At 72.2% G+C, this 16,806-nt stretch carries 15 protein-coding genes; 8 read left to right on the plus strand and 7 right to left on the minus strand.

The window, feature by feature from the left end:
* Positions 1-2: 2 nt before the first annotated feature.
* Complete coding sequence (locus tag ACZ4D5_RS25670; RefSeq protein WP_467774730.1) at positions 3-1,454, minus strand: hypothetical protein; 1,452 nt, start codon at positions 1,452-1,454, stop codon at positions 3-5.
* Positions 1,441-4,326: a peroxidase family protein gene (locus ACZ4D5_RS25675; RefSeq protein WP_467774731.1), complete on the minus strand. Its 2,886-nt coding sequence runs from the start codon at positions 4,324-4,326 to the stop codon at positions 1,441-1,443. The genes ACZ4D5_RS25670 and ACZ4D5_RS25675 overlap by 14 nt, the downstream gene beginning before the upstream one ends.
* A gap of 401 nt (positions 4,327-4,727) precedes the next feature.
* Between ACZ4D5_RS25675 and ACZ4D5_RS25680 the strand changes: the two genes are divergently transcribed.
* Positions 4,728-6,005, plus strand: a complete 1,278-nt coding sequence (locus ACZ4D5_RS25680) for a lipase family protein (protein WP_467774732.1) — start codon at positions 4,728-4,730, stop codon at positions 6,003-6,005.
* Between the two features lie 87 nt (positions 6,006-6,092).
* Here ACZ4D5_RS25680 and ACZ4D5_RS25685 read toward each other — a convergent pair whose 3' ends face one another.
* Both ACZ4D5_RS25685 and ACZ4D5_RS25690 read right to left on the minus strand, forming a co-directional pair.
* Complete coding sequence (locus tag ACZ4D5_RS25685; RefSeq protein WP_467774733.1) at positions 6,093-6,503, minus strand: YchJ family protein; 411 nt, start codon at positions 6,501-6,503, stop codon at positions 6,093-6,095.
* 38 nt (positions 6,504-6,541) lie between these two features.
* Entirely contained in the window at positions 6,542-7,243 is a 702-nt protein-coding gene (locus ACZ4D5_RS25690) for a FadR/GntR family transcriptional regulator (protein WP_467774734.1), read from the minus strand.
* Positions 7,244-7,423: 180 nt separating this feature from the next.
* Here ACZ4D5_RS25690 and ACZ4D5_RS25695 point away from each other — a divergent pair, with 180 nt between their 5' ends.
* Together ACZ4D5_RS25695 and ACZ4D5_RS25700 are read left to right on the plus strand one after the other, a co-directional pair.
* Entirely contained in the window at positions 7,424-7,936 is a 513-nt protein-coding gene (locus ACZ4D5_RS25695; RefSeq protein ID WP_467774735.1) for a gluconokinase, read from the plus strand.
* A 97-nt stretch (positions 7,937-8,033) separates the two neighbouring features.
* Positions 8,034-9,431, plus strand: a complete 1,398-nt coding sequence (locus ACZ4D5_RS25700; protein WP_467774736.1) for a GntT/GntP/DsdX family permease — start codon at positions 8,034-8,036, stop codon at positions 9,429-9,431.
* On the opposite strand, the gene ACZ4D5_RS25705 is transcribed toward ACZ4D5_RS25700, so the two are convergent.
* The 3 genes from ACZ4D5_RS25705 to ACZ4D5_RS25715 all read right to left on the minus strand — a co-directional run bounded on the left by ACZ4D5_RS25705 (position 9,424) and on the right by ACZ4D5_RS25715 (position 13,891).
* Complete coding sequence (locus tag ACZ4D5_RS25705; RefSeq protein WP_467774737.1) at positions 9,424-11,058, minus strand: APC family permease; 1,635 nt, start codon at positions 11,056-11,058, stop codon at positions 9,424-9,426. The genes ACZ4D5_RS25700 and ACZ4D5_RS25705 overlap by 8 nt on opposite strands.
* A gap of 44 nt (positions 11,059-11,102) precedes the next feature.
* A complete protein-coding gene (locus ACZ4D5_RS25710) occupies positions 11,103-12,065 on the minus strand; it encodes a hypothetical protein (protein WP_467774738.1) in 963 nt (320 codons plus the stop codon).
* A 170-nt stretch (positions 12,066-12,235) separates the two neighbouring features.
* Positions 12,236-13,891 (minus strand): FAD-binding dehydrogenase, encoded by a 1,656-nt coding sequence (locus ACZ4D5_RS25715; protein WP_467774739.1) that lies wholly within the window; start codon positions 13,889-13,891, stop codon positions 12,236-12,238.
* A gap of 169 nt (positions 13,892-14,060) precedes the next feature.
* On the opposite strand from ACZ4D5_RS25715, the gene ACZ4D5_RS25720 reads away from it, so the two are divergent.
* From ACZ4D5_RS25720 to ACZ4D5_RS25740, 5 genes are read left to right on the plus strand one after another with little or no spacing between them, the layout of a single operon-like run.
* Positions 14,061-14,711 (plus strand): TetR/AcrR family transcriptional regulator, encoded by a 651-nt coding sequence (locus ACZ4D5_RS25720; protein ID WP_467774740.1) that lies wholly within the window; start codon positions 14,061-14,063, stop codon positions 14,709-14,711.
* Positions 14,708-15,478: a glucose 1-dehydrogenase gene (locus ACZ4D5_RS25725; RefSeq protein ID WP_467774741.1), complete on the plus strand. Its 771-nt coding sequence runs from the start codon at positions 14,708-14,710 to the stop codon at positions 15,476-15,478. Before ACZ4D5_RS25720 ends, ACZ4D5_RS25725 begins: the two co-directional genes overlap by 4 nt.
* A 15-nt stretch (positions 15,479-15,493) precedes the next feature.
* Positions 15,494-16,021 (plus strand): NUDIX hydrolase, encoded by a 528-nt coding sequence (locus tag ACZ4D5_RS25730; protein ID WP_467774742.1) that lies wholly within the window; start codon positions 15,494-15,496, stop codon positions 16,019-16,021.
* Positions 16,022-16,073: 52 nt separating this feature from the next.
* Positions 16,074-16,466 (plus strand): YidH family protein, encoded by a 393-nt coding sequence (locus ACZ4D5_RS25735; RefSeq protein WP_467774743.1) that lies wholly within the window; start codon positions 16,074-16,076, stop codon positions 16,464-16,466.
* A complete protein-coding gene (locus ACZ4D5_RS25740) occupies positions 16,463-16,798 on the plus strand; it encodes a DUF202 domain-containing protein (protein WP_467774744.1) in 336 nt (111 codons plus the stop codon). Before ACZ4D5_RS25735 ends, ACZ4D5_RS25740 begins: the two co-directional genes overlap by 4 nt.
* Positions 16,799-16,806: the final 8 nt, after the last annotated feature.

The following is a 16,806-nucleotide window of genomic DNA, read 5'->3' on the forward strand; positions in this document are numbered from 1 at the left end:
GATCAGCCGTCCCACAAGCCCTCGTGGCAACGATGCGCGGCCGTCAGGCCGTCCGCGAAGTACTTCTCGTAGTACTCGGTCTCGACGTGGTGGACCTGGAGCCACACCCCCGGGACGTGGATCGCGTCCGTGTGCGCGGGGAAACGGCGGTGCGTCGTCAGGATGTACTCGCAGATGTCCCGCGCGCAGGCGATGACCCGGTCCTCGTACTCGCTCGCCTCCGCCAGGTACCGCTGGCCGTACTCCTCCTTGTAGATGCGGGCGAAGACGTCCTTGTCGCCGTAGACGCCACCGGGGCCGAACTTGGCGCGGATCACCGCGTCCACCGCCTCCTTCATCGTGCGGTGCGCGGGCGGGCACGCCGCCTCGATCAGGGGCTCGCCCTCGGGTGAGGTGAGCCCCACCGGGTGGGAGCGCACCGCCGCGTACTTGGGCAGCGGGACGTGCCAGCGCCACAGGTCGGGCAGGCGCCAGCGCGGGGTGACGAAGGTGAAGCCGAGCATCCTGCCGTAGGTCCGGGAGAACTTCGGGTCCCCCAGGGCGATCTGGGGGTTGATGGAGGCGTGGATCCACGCGCCGAGGCCCATCGCCTCGGCGGTCAGCATGAGGTTCTGCAGGAGCAGGTCCGCCTCGATCTGGGTGCGCAGCGGGCCGAGCGCGCCCAGCGGCAGCTTGATGTCCCCGTTGAGGAAGCCGTTGCGCACCCACTTCTTCACGCCTGCCGGGCGGTAGAAGTTGCGGTCGTCGACCAGCGTGGGGCGGACGTCGTCCGGCTGGGTCAGCAGGTACATCAGGGCGTTGACGTACTGGTGGGAGAGGTCGACCACCGGGAACAGGACGGTCGTTCCCGGGAGGTTGGACAGGAAGCGGTTGGAGTCCAGGTAGGCGGGGAAGTCGCGCAGTCCGTCGGCGACGTCCAGGCGGTGGTCGAGGACGCGCACCTTCGCCTGCCGCGCCCGCTCCACCAGAGCGGCGGCGTCCAGGGGCGTGGAGGGCGCGGGAGGCAGCCTGCGCAGGAAGTACGTACCCGTGTCGTTGATCAGGAAGAAGTGCGTGCCCTGCGCGTTGTCCGGGCTGCCCGCGGTGCGGCCCGCCATGGTCATGTTGGGCTTGGCCATGATCGGCTTGCCGTCGCGCGGATCGTCGAAGGGACGGTCCGGCATGGTCAGGCCGGTGCAGCCGGTCAGCGCGATCAGCACCGCCTCCTCCAACTCGGTGAGCGGGCGCGCCTCGTGGGGCGAGCGGTAGCTCATCGAGCCCGCGGGGACGGCGGCGCCGCGGCTCACCCGGTGGGTGCGGCGGCGCCAGACCGTCTCCAGGAGGGGCCGGCCGAACAGGTCGGCAAGCCCTTCGTGTCCTGCCGCCCCGTCGTGGCCCGCCGCGCCCTCGTGGCCCGCCATGCCTTCGCGCCCGCCCATGCCCTCGTGGCCGTGGCCGCCCTCAGCCGCCGGCACGTCCGGTCCCCTCGTTCATCGACTGCACCTGACGCCACGGCGCGAACGCGCTGGCGTCACGCGGCAGCAGGCCCGCGAGCTCCGGGCAGTGGCGCAGCAGCACGGACTTCATGCCGCCCTTCTGGACCCAGTCGATGCCGAGCGGGGTGTAGATCTCGGGGCGGAAGTCGACGGTCAGGAAGCGGTCGCTCTGCAGCCGCCGGGTGGCCATCAGGATGAAGATGCGGAAGGCCGTGTCGCTGAAGCCGAAGCCGTGCGGCGGGTTCTCGGCGAACAGGCCGACCACGGTGTCGATCTCGTCGACCGAGCGGTAGACGTCCTTGAGGCGCGCGACGGTCTCGGGGTCCTGCGAGAGGTCCTCGAACCGCCGGATGCGCTGCTTGTGCAGGCCCTCGCGGAAGTCGTTGTACCGCGGCACGCCGCGCCTGCGGGTGCGCACCAGGTCGACGACGGACAGGTCGATGATCTCGCCCTCGCGCTCGAAGTGCTGCAGTGCGCGCGGGAAGTTGTGCAGGGTGATCGCCCCCGGGTGGGCGATGCCGAAGGAGTAGAGCGTGTCGGCGAGGCCCGTCTTGCGGATGGCGGCCTCGGCGGCGCCGCCCTGGATGTCGTTGAAGGTCAACGTCTCCAGGCGCTGCCCGAAGTGGTGCTCGCGCATCTCGAAGTCGTCGGGGATGAGCGGGTGCATGCGGTAGACGGTGACGAAGTCCTCCGTCAGGGAGTAGGGCGCGCCGTGGTGGTCGGGCAGCGTCTCGGGGATGCCCTTGAGCGAGTGCGCCTCGAAGAGCCACAGCCCGAGCTTGTTGAGCCAACTGGAGGGCGGGCCGTCCCAGTTGGTGTGCAGTCCGATGTCGATGGCCTCGGTGGCCAGGATCGCCGGGGTCCACTCCACCGTGTGGATCTTGGCGATGAGGGCGGAGACGACGAGGCGCGCCGTGTGGTAGACGCTCTCCTCGCTCATCGACGGGTAGGCGTGCCGCAGCGCGGCGCAGACCGCGTTGTGCTCGCGGGCGAAGAGGGTGTGCATGGCGCTGAGGCCGAGCCACCAGTTGTCGGCGAAGCCGGTCAGCGGGATGCCGTTCTGACCGATCGGCAGGTGCCCTTCGTCCAGGCGGAGTTCGGCGCGCCCGTCGGCCTCGCGCAGGAACCGGGCGGTGTGTTCGTTCTCGCCGTACACCTCGGAGCCGTCCCACCAGTGCGATGCGGTGTTGGCGAAGAGGATGGGCGGCTGGTCGCCGGGCAGCTCCAGCCCCTCGTTCTCGGCGAAGCGCATCACGTGCTCGGCGGGCCCGCCGGGGGTGTTGGTCCAGGTGCTGCCGGGCGGCAGCGGCACCTCGACGGACTTGCCGCCGACCTTGTGGCGGCGGTGGTTGACCCAGTCGTGCACCTGGAACTGGATCCACGCCGCGGCAAGGACGTTCAGCGAGGTCGCGGGCAGGAAGGTGTCGCGGTGCAGGAGTTGGCGGCTGACCGTGACGGGGTTCGGGGTGTCGAAGAGGTCGGGCCGGTAGTCCGGCTTGAGGTTGCGCCCGAAGGCGGCGCCCACGGCGCCCATCGTGGGCTTGGACAGGTCGTTGTACGTGCCGTCGTAGGAGCGGGCGGTGCGCAGCTGTTCGTCGGCCGGGGCGGGAGGTACGGGCACGGCCCGGGGCGGCGCCTCGTGGACGTCGGTGTCGATGAGGTTGAGGCGGCGCAGGGCCTTGCGCAGGAAGACGAGGTTGAGCAGGCCGATCTCCACCGGCAGCTTGTGCCAGGGCACATAGCGGTTCAGGAGCCGGAAGGCGGCGCCGACGGGCGCGCCGAGCACCTTGTTGCGCAGCGGCTCCTCGGTGACGAAGCGGACGCCGTGGCGGTACGCGGCACTCGCTTCGTACGCGGCCTTGCGGGCGCGGTTGAGGTTGCCGAGGGGGCGGAAGTCGTCCGTGGTGAACCACGGGTTGAAGCCGATCACCTCGACGCGTCCCCCGGCGGCCCGCGCCTGGGCCGTGTCGAGGTCCTGGCTCGGCACGGTGAGCGTGGCCACCGGCACGGCGGGCGCCACGGACTCCAGCCACTCCACCGAGCCGTCCTCGACGGGGGTGCGCCGCTCGTCGACGTACCGCTGGACGCACAGGTCGAAGGTGATGTCCTGCCGGGCGAGGCGGGTCTCCAGCTCACGCCGCAGGTACTGCGGGTCGCGGTGCTCGCCGCCGGAGCGCCCGGCGGTGTTGCCCGTCGGGCGCAGCAGATAGCGCACGGGTCCCGCCTGGCCCCACAGGATGGCGCTGCGACTCCAGTACGTCTCGCCCGCGAGGCTGTTCACGGTGTGCCGGGCGGCGGCCTGGACGTTGCGGCGCATGCGGGTGGCCGTGGAGAAGCCGACGGCGAGCGGGAGTTTGACGAGGAGCCCGACGGCCTTCTGCAGCGTGCTGGTGGCGCCCGCCATGGCCTTGGCGAAGGCGACGAACTCGCGGGCGTCACGGGCGTGCGAGACGGGGTGGTTGGTGGCGAGCAGGTCGTGGCTCTCCTCGGCGGAGACGGCCACGCGCACGGCGGCGCCCCGCAGGTCGGGCGCGCCGTCGGCCTGCCGGATGCCGCTCGCGTTGGAGAGCCGCACCGTCGCGGGGTACTCGGCGCCGGGCTGCGCGAAGCCGCAGCGCAGCGCGTCGGGCAGGTCGTCGTGGAAGCGGAGGCTGGCGTTCTCCACGCCGAGGGCGGCCTTGGCGTGCAGGGCGCGCTCGGGGGACGCGGCCTTGGCCGCGCGCCGGTTCTTCTCCTGGACCTTCATCAGTTCCTGCGCCAGGCGCTCGAAGAGGCGTCGCTCCGCTTCGGGGCTGCCGCCCATGTAGCGCTCGTAACTCTGACTCTGCTGGTGCTGTCCGGTGTCGGTCATCGGGCGCCAACTTCCTTCGCGCGGCGTACATGAGGGCTGAGTACGGGATACGTGAGGGCTGCGTACGGGACAGGGGGCAGGCAGACGCTACTGGTGGCTCCCGTCGCCCGCAGCGACGGTTCCCGCCTATGTCCGCGGCACCCCACGGACCTCGAACAGGCGGGCGGGCCAGGGCGTTTGTGCCCGTGGGCGGCCTTCCCGCGCGCGCGAGGACGAGTGATGGGTGCCCCGTTCACACCCCGTGTGAATCCTCACTCCCCACCAGCCCCACGCGCGGGGCCCGTGGGATGGCCGGGTCCCGACGGGTGTCCGGCGCGGCGTCACCATCCGGTTGACGGTGCGCCGCGGCCGGTGGTGTGCTCGCAAGTCCGGTGCGCCGAAGGCCCGTCGGGGAGGACGCCATGCGGGACGACTTCGCCAGGGGACCGAGCTTCGCCGAGCTGCGCCCCTTCAAGACGCCCACCGAGGGCGATCCGGGACGGGCGGTCTTCCCCGTCCACCCGGGCCTGGTGGACCTCCTGGCCGCGGACAAGGGACCGCCGGAGACCGAGGGCCCCGTCCCGCACACCATGGCGACCTGCGCCGCCTACGCGTACGCGGGTGTCGGCAGGGTGGGCGACCCCGGGACCGTGGCCATGATCATGTCGCGGCTCGGCCTGGAGGAGAACCGCTGCCGCGTCTTCGAGCAGCGCGTGGACGCCATGTACATCGCGTCCGCCGCGTACCTGGTGCAGGACAAGGACCGCCGCGTCGTGATCCTCTGCTACCGCGGCACCCAGCCCGAGGACATCATCAGCATCCTCACCGACGCCGACGTGCGCCCCGAGACGCTCGCGGTGGACCTGGCGGGCGAGCGGCACCAGGTGCACGCGGGTTTCTACCGCAACATGCGCGCCACCCGGCACCTGATCATGCAGGCCCTCGACCGGGCCGCGCGGGGCGAGTCGGTCGACCCCGAGGAGAAGGGCGTACGCGGTGACGGCATGGAGGCGCTGTACATCACCGGGCACAGCCTCGGCGGCGCCATGGCCGCGCTGATGGGCGTCGTCCTGACCCACGAGTCCCGCTACGCCGCGATCGCCGAACGCCTGCGGGCCGTCTACACCTTCGGGCAGCCGCTGCTCGGCGGCCCCGACTTCGCCGACGCCTGCGCGCGGGCCACCGACCCGCGGGGCGAGCACGTGCTGCGCGACCGCCTCCTGCGCTACATCTTCGACCGCGACGTCGTGCCCGCCCTGCCGCCGCGGCCCGTGGGCCCGTACGCGCCCTTCGGCCGGGAGTTCCACTACCGCAGGCCGCGCGGGACGGCCGAGGGCGCGCTGTCGCTGGCGGCGGAGACGGCGATCGACGCGGTCTCGCTCCCGGGCGACCTGCTGCGCGGGCGGCTGCGGGAGATGGCGGGCCGCAGGGCGCGGGCGGCCGGGCGTTCGCTGGCGGCGCTCACGCGGGGGCCGCGGCACGGCGGCTGGGCCGAGGTGCGCGATCCGGGGCTGCACTATCCGCAGATGGACAGCCTGGCGGGGCTCGCGGTGGTGGCGCCCCTCGCGTTCTTCGCGGCGCGGCTCGCGCTGACGCGGACCATCCCGTTCACGTACTCCTTCGAGGACCACGGGCCCGGTCACTACGTCAACGCGCTGGCTCCGCCGGGGGTGCTGAGCGAGTTCGGGGACGTGTTGTGAGGGACTCCGCAGGGCCGATGTCCGTGTGCGGGTCTCCTGTGGCTGATCGCGCAGTTCCCCGCGCCCCTTACGGGGCGCCCTCGCCCGTCAGTCGATGAACGTGCCGTCCACGTACACCCACGCCCCGTCCACACGCTCGAACCGGCTCTTCTCGTGCAGCGCGTCCGGGCGACCGCCGTCGGTGTACCGGGCCCGGAAGGTCACGGTGCCCGTGGAGTGGAACGCGGTGCCCTCGGTGGTCTCCTCGATGTCCAGGCCGACCCAGCGCATCCCGGGGTCGAACTCCACACGGGGCGGCCGGGTCCGCGGGTGCCAGGTGCGCAGCAGATAACCCTCGTCCCGCACCGCGAAGGCGCTGTACCGGGACCGCATCAGCTCCTCGGGGGTGCTCGCCGAGGCTTCGCCCCGGTGCAGCCTGCCGCAGCACGTCCCGTACGGGAGGGGGTGGCCGCAGGGACAGGACGTGGGGCGTGCGGTACGTGCGGTGCGTCGGGACATGCCGCCCATTGTGGCCGACCGTCCCCAAAGGCCCGGCCTCAGGGCGCGAGGATGTCCAGCTCCTCCAGGGCGCCCAGCGCGATCTCCCGCGTCAGCGCCTCCGCGCGGACCGCGTCGCCCTCCCTGACCGCCTCCGCGACCTTGACGTGCAGGGTGACGGCGGGCGGGTCGGGGTCCTCGAACATCACCTGGTGCGCGGTGCGGCCGGTCAGGACCTCGGCGACGACGTCGCCCAGCCGGGCGAACATCTCGTTGCCCGACGCGTTGAGGATGACCCGGTGGAAGGCCACGTCGTGCTCGAGGTACCCCTCCAGCTGGTGGCCGCGCGAGTGGGCGACCATGCCGAGCGCGCACTCGGTGAGCTCCGCGCACTGCGCCGCCGTGGCGTGCCGGGCCGCGAGCCCCGCCGCGACCGGCTCGACCGCCGAGCGCAGCACGGTCAGGGAGCGCAGCTGGCGCGGCCGGTCGGTGCCGGCCAGGCGCCACCGGATGACCTGCGGGTCGAAGACGTTCCACTCCTCGATGGGCAGCACCGTCACGCCCACGCGGCGCCGGGACGCGACCAGGTGCATGGACTCCAGGACCCGCACGGCCTCCCGCATCACGGAGCGGGACACCTCGAAGCGCTGGGCCAGCTCGTCCGTGCGCAACACGCTGCCCGGCGGGTACTCGCCCGCCGTGATGGCGGGCCCGAGGCTTTCCAGTACGCGGGAGTGCAGCCCTCGGGCCTGTGCGGTCATGACGAAAGCCTACGAGGAGAGCCGCGGGAACAATAAGTCAGACTTTTATGTCACAGGCTCTTGAATTCGTCAGACCTAATGGGTTTCAGTGGCGTGAACGCGTTGGCCGGGACCACCCCCTTCGGTCCCGGCCGACGCGGCCGATGTCGATGAGGACATGAAGACAGCGAGGCACCAGCGATGAGCACCCCCCACGTCGTCGTAGTCATGGGCGTGGCAGGAACCGGCAAGACCACGATCGGCCCCCTGCTCGCGGACCGGCTCGGCGTTCCCTACGCCGAAGGCGACGACTTCCACCCGGCGGAGAACATCCGGAAGATGTCCTCCGGTACGCCGCTCACCGACGACGACCGATGGCCCTGGCTCGACGCGATCGGCGCGTGGGCACACGGCAGGGCCGGGCGGGGCGGAGTGGTCAGCAGTTCCGCGCTCAAGCGCGCCTATCGCGACCGGCTGCGGGCTGCCGCTCCCGGTGTCGTCTTCGTCCATCTGGCCGGTGACCGGGCCCTCATCGAGGAGCGGATGTCGCATCGGCAGGGGCACTTCATGCCTACGGCGCTGCTGGACTCGCAGTTCGCCACGCTTCAGCCCCTCGGGGCGGATGAGGCGGGGGTTGCCGTTGATGTCGCCGGCTCCCCCGAGGCCATTGCCCAGCGAGCCGTCGAGGCGCTTCGCGGCCTCGAACTGCGCTGAGCAGCAAGCACTTCGTCTGCGGGCCGGATGTGGCTGGTCGCGCAGTTCCCCGCGCCCCTAAAGGGGCGCCCCCGCACCCTCGTACAAGGAAACAACCGTGACCCATCTCAGCGTCGAGATGTTGGCAGCGGACCCCGTCGAACCGATCACCTCGGCGGGCCACGCCCAGCTGGGGATCGCCGTCCTCGCGGGCATCGCCGTCATCGTCCTGCTCATCACCAAGTTCAAGCTGCACGCGTTCCTCGCGCTGACCGTCGGGTCACTGGCGCTCGGGGCCTTCGCGGGCGCCCCGCTCGACAAGGCCATCACGAGCTTCACGGCCGGCCTCGGTTCGACCGTCGCGGGCGTCGGCGTCCTCATCGCCCTCGGCGCGATCCTCGGCAAGCTGCTCGCCGACTCCGGCGGCGCCGACCAGATCGTCGACACGATCCTCGCCAAGGCGGGCGGACGCGCGATGCCCTGGGCGATGGTGCTCATCGCCTCGGTGATCGGACTCCCGCTCTTCTTCGAGGTCGGCATCGTCCTGCTGATCCCGGTGGTCCTGATGGTCGCCAAGCGCGGCGGCTACTCGCTGATGCGGATCGGCATCCCCGCCCTGGCGGGCCTCTCCGTGATGCACGGCCTCATCCCGCCGCACCCCGGCCCGCTCGTCGCGATCGACGCGGTCAAGGCCAACCTCGGCGTCACGCTGGCCCTCGGCGTCCTCGTCGCGATCCCCACGGTGATCATCGCGGGCCCGCTGTTCTCGAAGGTCGCCGCGCGCTGGGTGGACGTACCCGCGCCGGAGAAGATGATCCCGCAGCGCCCCTCGGAGGACCTGGAGAAGCGCCCCGGCTTCGGCGCCACCGTGGCCACCGTGCTGCTGCCCGTCGTCCTGATGCTGGCCAAGGCGCTGGTGGACATCGTGGTCGACGACCCCGAGGCCACCGTGCAGCGGGTCTTCGACGTCATCGGCTCACCGCTGATCGCGCTGCTCGCCGCGGTGATCGTCGGGATGTTCACGCTGGGCCGCGCGGCCGGGTTCACCAAGGACCGGCTCTCCACCACCGTCGAGAAGTCGCTCGCCCCGATCGCGGGCGTCCTGATGATCGTCGGTGCGGGCGGCGGCTTCAAGCAGACGCTCATCGACGTCGGCGTGGGCCAGATGATCCTGGACTTCTCCAAGGACTGGTCGATCCCCGCGCTGCTGCTCGCCTGGCTGATCGCCGTGGCCATCCGGCTCGCGACGGGTTCCGCGACGGTCGCGACGATCTCGGCGGCCGGTCTGGTGGCGCCGCTCGCGGCGGACATGTCGACCTCGCACACGGCGCTGCTCGTGCTGGCCATCGGCGCGGGTTCACTGTTCTTCTCGCACGTCAACGACGCCGGGTTCTGGCTGGTGAAGGAGTACTTCGGGCTCGACGTCGGGCAGACGATCAAGACGTGGTCGGTGATGGAGACGATCATCTCCGTCGTGGCCGGAGCGTTGGTTCTGCTCTTGTCGCTGGTCATCTAGCGCGCCGTCTCCTGGGGCTCCGCCCCGGACCCCGCTCCTCAATCGCCGGAGGGGCTGGAAAATCCAGCCCCTCCGGCGAGCTGGCCTTCTCCAGCTGGAACGCCTCGTTGCCGAGGCCGATGCGCGCATGCGCATCCGGGTTCCGGTGGCGCAGGATCGCGCCGTGGACCACGCCGATCAGCGCCGCCGCGAAGATGATGCCCGGCAGGACCCAGCTGAGCGCCGAGCCCTCGCCCGCGCCGACGAGGACGTCGAAGTCCTTGACGGTGTAGCCCGCGATGACGAGCAGGCCGACCGCGGCCAGCGCGGACGCGGTGATCCGCCAGGCCTGCGCGCGCGCCGCGCCGCGGCGGGCGAAGAAGACGATGACGGCGACGGACGCCGTGGCCATCAGCAGGATCACGCCGAGCGCGCCGATGTTGCCGCCCCAGGTGAACAGGTGCAGGACGGGCGCGGTCGGGTCGCCCGCCGTCCCGTCGTCGGCGACGGCGAAGCCGATGACGACCACCACGGAGACGACGGTCTGCAGCAGCGATCCCGTGCCGGGGGCACCCGTGGAGGTGTTGGTCCTGCCGAACGCGGCGGGCAGCAGGCCCTCGCGGCCCATCGCGAACGCGTACCGCGCGACGACGTTGTGGAAGCTGAGGATCGCCGCGAACATGCCGGTCACGAACAGGACATGGAGTACGTCGGTGAAGGTGGAGCCGAGCCGTGACTCGGTGAGGTCGAACAGCAGCCCCGCGCTCTGTTCCCGGGCGGCGGGGACGATCCCGGAGGGCCCGGCCGCGACCGTGAGCGCCCAGGAGCTCAGCGCGAAGAAGACCGCGACGAAGCCGACGGCGAAGAACATCACGCGGGCGACCACCACCTGCGGACGGCTGGTCTCCTCGGCGTACACGGGGGCCTGCTCGAAGCCGGTGAACGCGGCGATGCAGAAGCAGAGCGAGGTGGCCACGCCCGCGCCGGTCAGCGTCTCCGGGTTGAACGCGTGCAGCGACAGGCCTTCCTCGGCCGGGTCGGCGATCGCCGCGATGTCGAAGATGACGACGAGCGCCACCTCGACGAGCAGCAGGACGCCGAGCACGCGCGCGTTCAGGTCGATCTTCAGCCAGGCGAGGACCGCGACGACGGCGACCGCCACGAGCGCCGGGATCCACCAGGCGACCTCGACATCGGCGTACGTCCGCAGGAGCCCGGACACCTCGAAGCCGAGCATGCCGTACAGGCCCGCCTGCAGGGCGCTGTAGGCGACGAGGGCGACCAGCGAGGCGCCCGCGCCCGCGGTGCCGCCGAGGCCGCGGGATATGTACGCGTAGAACGCGCCCGCGTTGTGGACGTGCCGGCTCATCTCGGCGTACCCGAAGCTGAAGAGCGCGAGGACGACGCCGAGGGCGAGGAAGAGCAGCGGCTGGCCGACCACGCCCATCACGCCGTACGTGGTGGGCATGACGCCGGCGACGACCATCAGCGGCCCGGTGGCGGCGAGCACGGAGAGCAGCAGCCCCGCCGTGCCGAGCCGGCCGGCACGCAGCGCCCGCTCCTGTCCCTTGTACGTGCTGATGCCGGTGTCACCCGTGGGGTCGCCGAGGGCTCTGGTGCCGCTCGTGCTCGAACTTCCCGTCGCCATGGCGCGGTCGTCCTTTCGGAGGTGCTGATCGGGGGTACGCATGGTCAGGCCGAGCCGAGCGCCGCGGCCCGCGCGGCGTCGAACGCCTCGGTCGGGTCCCGGTCCGGGTACGACCAGGGGGCCGGCGTCGCGTGCCGTCCGATGCGGTGGAAGAGCGCGGCGGCTTCGGCCGCCCTGCCCTCGCAGGACTTCGCGTGGGCAAGGAAGTTGAGGTCGACGTGGCAGCGCGGGTGGCCCGGCTCGTCGGGGGTCTCCCACTCCAGCCACCAGTCGAAGGCGGCCTTCATGACCCCGCGGGCGCGGCGCCCGGTCCAGTGCCCGGAGGCGACGGGGTCGGCGGGCTCCAGGCCCGCGGCGGCCAGGACGCGGTAGCGCTCGGCGTGCGCGACGACGGGCAGGACCGCCAACGGCGAGTCGGCGGGCGCCTGTTCGGCGGCCCAGGAGGCGAAGTCGTACACCTCGTGCAGCGGGTCCTGGCCCGCGCCGGGGCGCCGTTCGGCGAGCCGGGCCACCATCAGGTGGTGGGCGTGGTGGTGTTCGGGGTGGCGGTGGCGGACCTCGTCGAAGAGGCGTACGACGTCCTCCTCGTGCCCCAGCGAGCGCTCCAGGAGGAGCAGCGCGAGCCAGGGCGTCGGGTCGGCGGGCACGCGGGCGGCCGCCTCGCGGCACTGGGCGCGCACCGCGTCCGAACGGGCCTTGCCGCGCAGCGCCTTGTGCACGGCGGCGAAGGCGAGCAGCACCTCGGCGTCGTGGCTCTCGGGTTCGGCGAGCCGCCAGTCGCGCGCCCACGCGGCCGTGGTGCTCTCCTGGCCGAGCACGTCGAAGCGGTGGCCCCTGCGGTCCCAGTCGTCGCCGGTGGCGGCGAGCAGCGCGCGGACCTCGGTCCAGCGCCCTTGGGCCAACGCCGCTCGGGCGGCGACGAGTTCGGCGTCGTCGAGTGCGGCGTCGAAGACGTGTCCCGCGTTCTTCCTGCGGGAACGGCCCAATGGGGGTGGGGGTGGAGACACCGCGGGACGCCCTCCCCGGCGCGGCTTGCGTACGGATGATCACGCACAGCAAAGCGGTAGGCAGTACTCCACGTCAAGGCCCGGCGGTTCGCCACCCCTTCACCAACTCGTTTCAAAATCCTCGGACTTCGCCCGCCACCTGGGAGAACCCCCGCTTGGCAAAGAGGTGCTCAACTCACCGCGCGGGCGGCGGCGCGGCCCGCCGCGCGGCCCGAGAAGAGGCAGCCGCCGAGGAAGGTGCCCTCCAGCGAGCGGTAGCCGTGCACTCCCCCGCCGCCGAAACCGGCGGCCTCACCGGCCGCGTACACACCCGCGAGCGGCTCGCCGCCCTCGGTCAGGACGCGCGAGGAGAGGTCGGTCTCCAGGCCGCCGAGGGTCTTGCGGGTCAGGATGTTCAGGCGCACGGCGACCAGCGGTCCGGCCTTGGGGTCGAGGACGCGGTGCGGGGCCGCGGCCCTGATGAGCCGGTCGCCGAGGAACTTGCGGGCGCCGCGGATGGCCGTCACCTGGAGGTCCTTGGTGAAGGGGTTGGCGATCTCGCGGTCGCGCGCGGCCAGCGTGCGGCGCAGCGCCGCCTCGTCGATGAGCGGCTCCTTGGTGAGGGCGTTCATGCCGCGCACCAGCGCGCCGAGTTCCTTCTCCACCACGAAGTCCACGCCGTGGTCCATGAAGGCCTTGACGGGGCCCGGCACGTCGGCGCGCGCCCTGTCGATGACGCCCCGCACGGACTTGCCCGTCAGGTCGGGGTTCTGCTCGGAGCCGCTGAGGGTGAACTCCTTGCCGATGATGCGCTGGTTGAGCACGAACCACGTGTGGTCGTACCCCGTCCTCATGATGTGCTCCAGCGTGCCGAGCGTGTCGAAGCCGGGGAAGAGCGGTACGGGCAGGCGGTCGCCGCGCGCGTCCAGCCACAGGGACGAGGGGCCCGGCAGGATGCGGATGCCGTGCCGGTCCCAGATGGGGTTCCAGTTCTCGATGCCCTCGGTGTAGTGCCACATGCGGTCGCGGTTGATGAGGTGCGCGCCCGCGGCCTCGGCGATGCCGAGCATCTTCCCGTCGACGTGCGCGGGCACACCGGAGACCATCTTCCGGGGCGGAGTGCCGAGCCGCTCGGGCCAGTTGGCGCGTACGAGGTCGTGGTTGCCGCCGATGCCGCCCGAGGTCACGATCACCGCCTGGGCCCGGAACTCGAAGCTGCCGGTGACCTCGCGGCTGCTGGCCTTGCCCCGCTCGACGGCCGAGGGTTCGAGGACCTCGCCGGTGACCGTGTCGAGGCTGCCCGCGCTGCGCGAGAGCCCGGTGACGCGGTGCCGGAACCTCAGCTGGACCAGGCCGCGCGCGACACCGGCCCGCACCCGCCGCACGAACGGCGCGAGCAGCCCCGGGCCCGTCCCCCAGGTGATGTGGAAGCGCGGCACGGAGTTGCCGTGGCCCTGCGCGTCGTACCCACCGCGCTCGGCCCACCCGACGACGGGGAAGAACCTGACCCCCTGCCCGTGCAGCCAGGACCGCTTCTCGCCGGCCGCGAAGTCGACGTACGCCTCGGCCCACTTGCGCGGCCAGTGGTCCTCGGGGCGGTCGAAGGCGGCCGTGCCCATCCAGTCCTGCAGGGCGAGCGCGTGGGAGTCCCTGATCCGCATCCGCCGCTGCTCCGGGGAGTCGACGAAGAAGAGCCCGCCGAAGGACCAGTGCGCCTGGCCGCCGAGCGACTGCTCGGGCTCCTGGTCGACGAGGATCACCCGGCGGCCCGCGTCGACGAGCTCCGCGGTCGCCGCGAGCCCGGCGAGCCCCGCCCCGATCACGATCACATCTGCGTCGTACGCCATGGCGGTCGTCCTCCTCGACAGGGGCCCGCAAGGTTACCGGCGGGTCGGTTTCCGCGACAGCTCAGATCCTGGACAGCCCGGTGACGCACGTCAACCGACGGACAGCGGGAAACGGCCCGGCGCACCGGGCGGCTCGCTTTTTAATAATGGCCAGCATTAGAATGGCCGCATGGCCAGAACCTCAGGTCCCGAGACCCGGGAGAAGCTGATCCGCGCCGGCGAAGAGGTCTTCGCCGAGCAGGGCGTGGACGGGGCCCAGCTCCGGGACATCGTCCGGATCGCCGGGCAGAGCAACCCCTCCGCGGTGCAGTACCACTTCGGCTCCCGGGGCGGGCTGCTCGACGCGGTGATGGCCGCGCGCCAGCAGCGCACCGAGCAGGTGCTCGCCGCCGAACTCGCCCGCGCGGGCGAGGACACCGACCTGCGCGGACTGCTCACCGCCCTGGTGTCCGCCGAGGCCACCGAGCTGCGCAGCGAGCGCGGGCGCCGCTGTCTGCGCGTCTCAGCCCAGCTCAGCCACGAGAGCGGCGTGCGCACCCGCACCCCTCACCCCACCATCGACGGCACCGTCTACTGGACGCTGATCGGGCGGCTGGAGGACCACGTGGCCCGCCTCGCCCCCGAACTGCCCGAGCCGCTCCGCCTGGAACGGCTCGACCTCGCGCTCACGATCGTCGGCGCCGCCATGGGCGACCGCGCCCGTCAGTACCTGGCGGGCACCGCCCCCCTGGTCGGCGAGGAGCTCTTCCTCGCCGACCTCGTCGAGACCACGGCCGCCCTGCTGCTCGCCCCGTCACCCCGCCTTGGAGGCACCTCATGACCCAGCACGACCTCACCGGCAAGACCGTCGTCATCACCGGCGCCGCCCGCGGCCTGGGCGCCGAGGCCGCCCGCCAGGCCGTCGCCGCAGGCGCGAACGTCGTCCTCACCGACGTCCTGGACGACGAGGGCAGGGCCGTCGCCGCCGAGCTCGGCGAGCGCGCCCGCTTCGCGCACCACGACGTGACGTCCGAGGAGGACTGGCAGCGCGTCGCGGACCTCGCGGTCGCCGAGTTCGGCGGCATCCACGGCCTGGTGAACAACGCGGGGATATCGACCGGGCAGTTCCTGGAGTCGGAGTCCGTCGCGCACTTCCGCAAGGTCCTCGACATCAACCTCACGGGCGTCTTCATCGGCATGAAGACCGTCGTCCCCGCGATGAAGGAGTCCGGCGGCGGGTCCATCGTCAACATCTCCTCCGCCGCCGGCCTGATGGGCCTCGCGCTCACCGCCGGGTACGGCGCGTCGAAGTGGGGCGTGCGCGGCCTCACCAAGATCGGCGCGGTGGAGCTCGGCACGGCCCGCATCCGCGTCAACTCCGTCCACCCCGGCATGACGTACACCCCGATGACCGCCCAGGTCGGCATCGAGAAGGGCGAGGGCAAGTACCCCAACACCCCGATGGGCCGGGTCGGCGAGCCGCACGAGATCGCGGCCGCCATGGTCTTCCTGCTCTCGGACGCCGCCTCCTACGTGACGGGCGCCGAACTCGCCGTCGACGGCGGCTGGACGGCGGGACCCACCGTGAAGTACGTCATGGGGCAGTGAGGTTGGATGGGCGGCATGTCTGACGTACCGCTTGATCCCGCACTCGAAGTCATCACCGTCGTCGACGAGGACGACAACGTCGTCGACGAGGTCCCGCGCGGCGAGGCGTACGCGCGGGGCCTGCGCCACCGCTGCGTCTTCATCCAGGCCCGGGACGCCGAGGGGCGTGTCTTCGTGCACCGCCGCACGGCCACCAAGCTGGTCTTCCCCTCGCTGTACGACATGTTCGTGGGGGGTGTGGTCGGGGCGGGCGAGTCCTACGACGACGCGGCGCTGCGCGAGGCACAGGAGGAGCTCGGGGTGCGCGGACTGCCGCGCCCCACACCGCTGTTCAAGTTCCTGTACGACGACGGCGCGGGGAAGTCCTGGTGGTCGTACCTCTACGAGGTCCGCTGCGACCTGCCGGTGAACCCGCAGGCCGAGGAGGTCGCCTGGCACGCCTTCTTGTCGGAGGACGAGCTGGAACGGCGGCTCGACGAGTGGGAGTGGGTGCCGGACGGGCTCGACGCCCACCACCGGCTGCGGGCCTTCCGCGCGACCTGACCCGGCGCGGCCCGAGCCGCGGGGCCCGCTCGGCACCGCCTAGGGTGCGCCCGTGAGCAATTTCGTACAGAACCTGAAGCTGTGGTTCGCCCCCGAGCGCGTCCGCGAGGACGGCGACACCCCCGACTACCGCTTCTCGCTCGCCAACGAACGCACCTTCCTGGCCTGGCTGCGCACCGCGCTCGCGCTGATCGGCGGCGGCTTCGCCGTGGACCAGTTCCTGCCGGACCTGCGCTGGGGGTGGCGGATCGGGCTCGCGCTCGCGCTGCTCGCCGCGGGCGTCCTGTGCTCGCTGCGCGCGGTCAACCACTGGGTGCGCTGCGAGCGGGCCATGCGGCGCGGCGAGGACCTGCCCGCCAGTCGCTTCCCGACGGTCCTGAGCCTGGCGGTCGCGGTGGTCGCGCTCGCCATGGTGGTGGTCGTGCTCTTCGGGTGGGAGGGGTGACGCAGCCGGGCCGGGCCGCGGCCGGGCAGGTCCGTGACCCGGGCCTGCAGCCGGAGCGCACCCGCCTCGCCTGGCGGCGTACGACGCTGTCGGCCACGGTCGCGGCGGTCCTCGCCGCCCGCGCGGTCCTGCACCACGGCCCCACCGCGCTCGGCGTCCTGGCGTGCGCCGTGTGCCTGCTGCTCTGGCTCGGCTTCCTGATGGCCGCGCACCGCAGGATGGTCGCCCTGACGGAGTGCCGCCCCCGGACCCTGACGTTCCGGGCGGCGTGGACCGCGGCGGGGTGCACGGTGGCGCTCGCGGTGTGCGCGGCGGTGACGGTGCTGGTGTGAGCCGGGGT

The organism is Streptomyces sp. NPDC025651 (assembly GCF_055558735.1).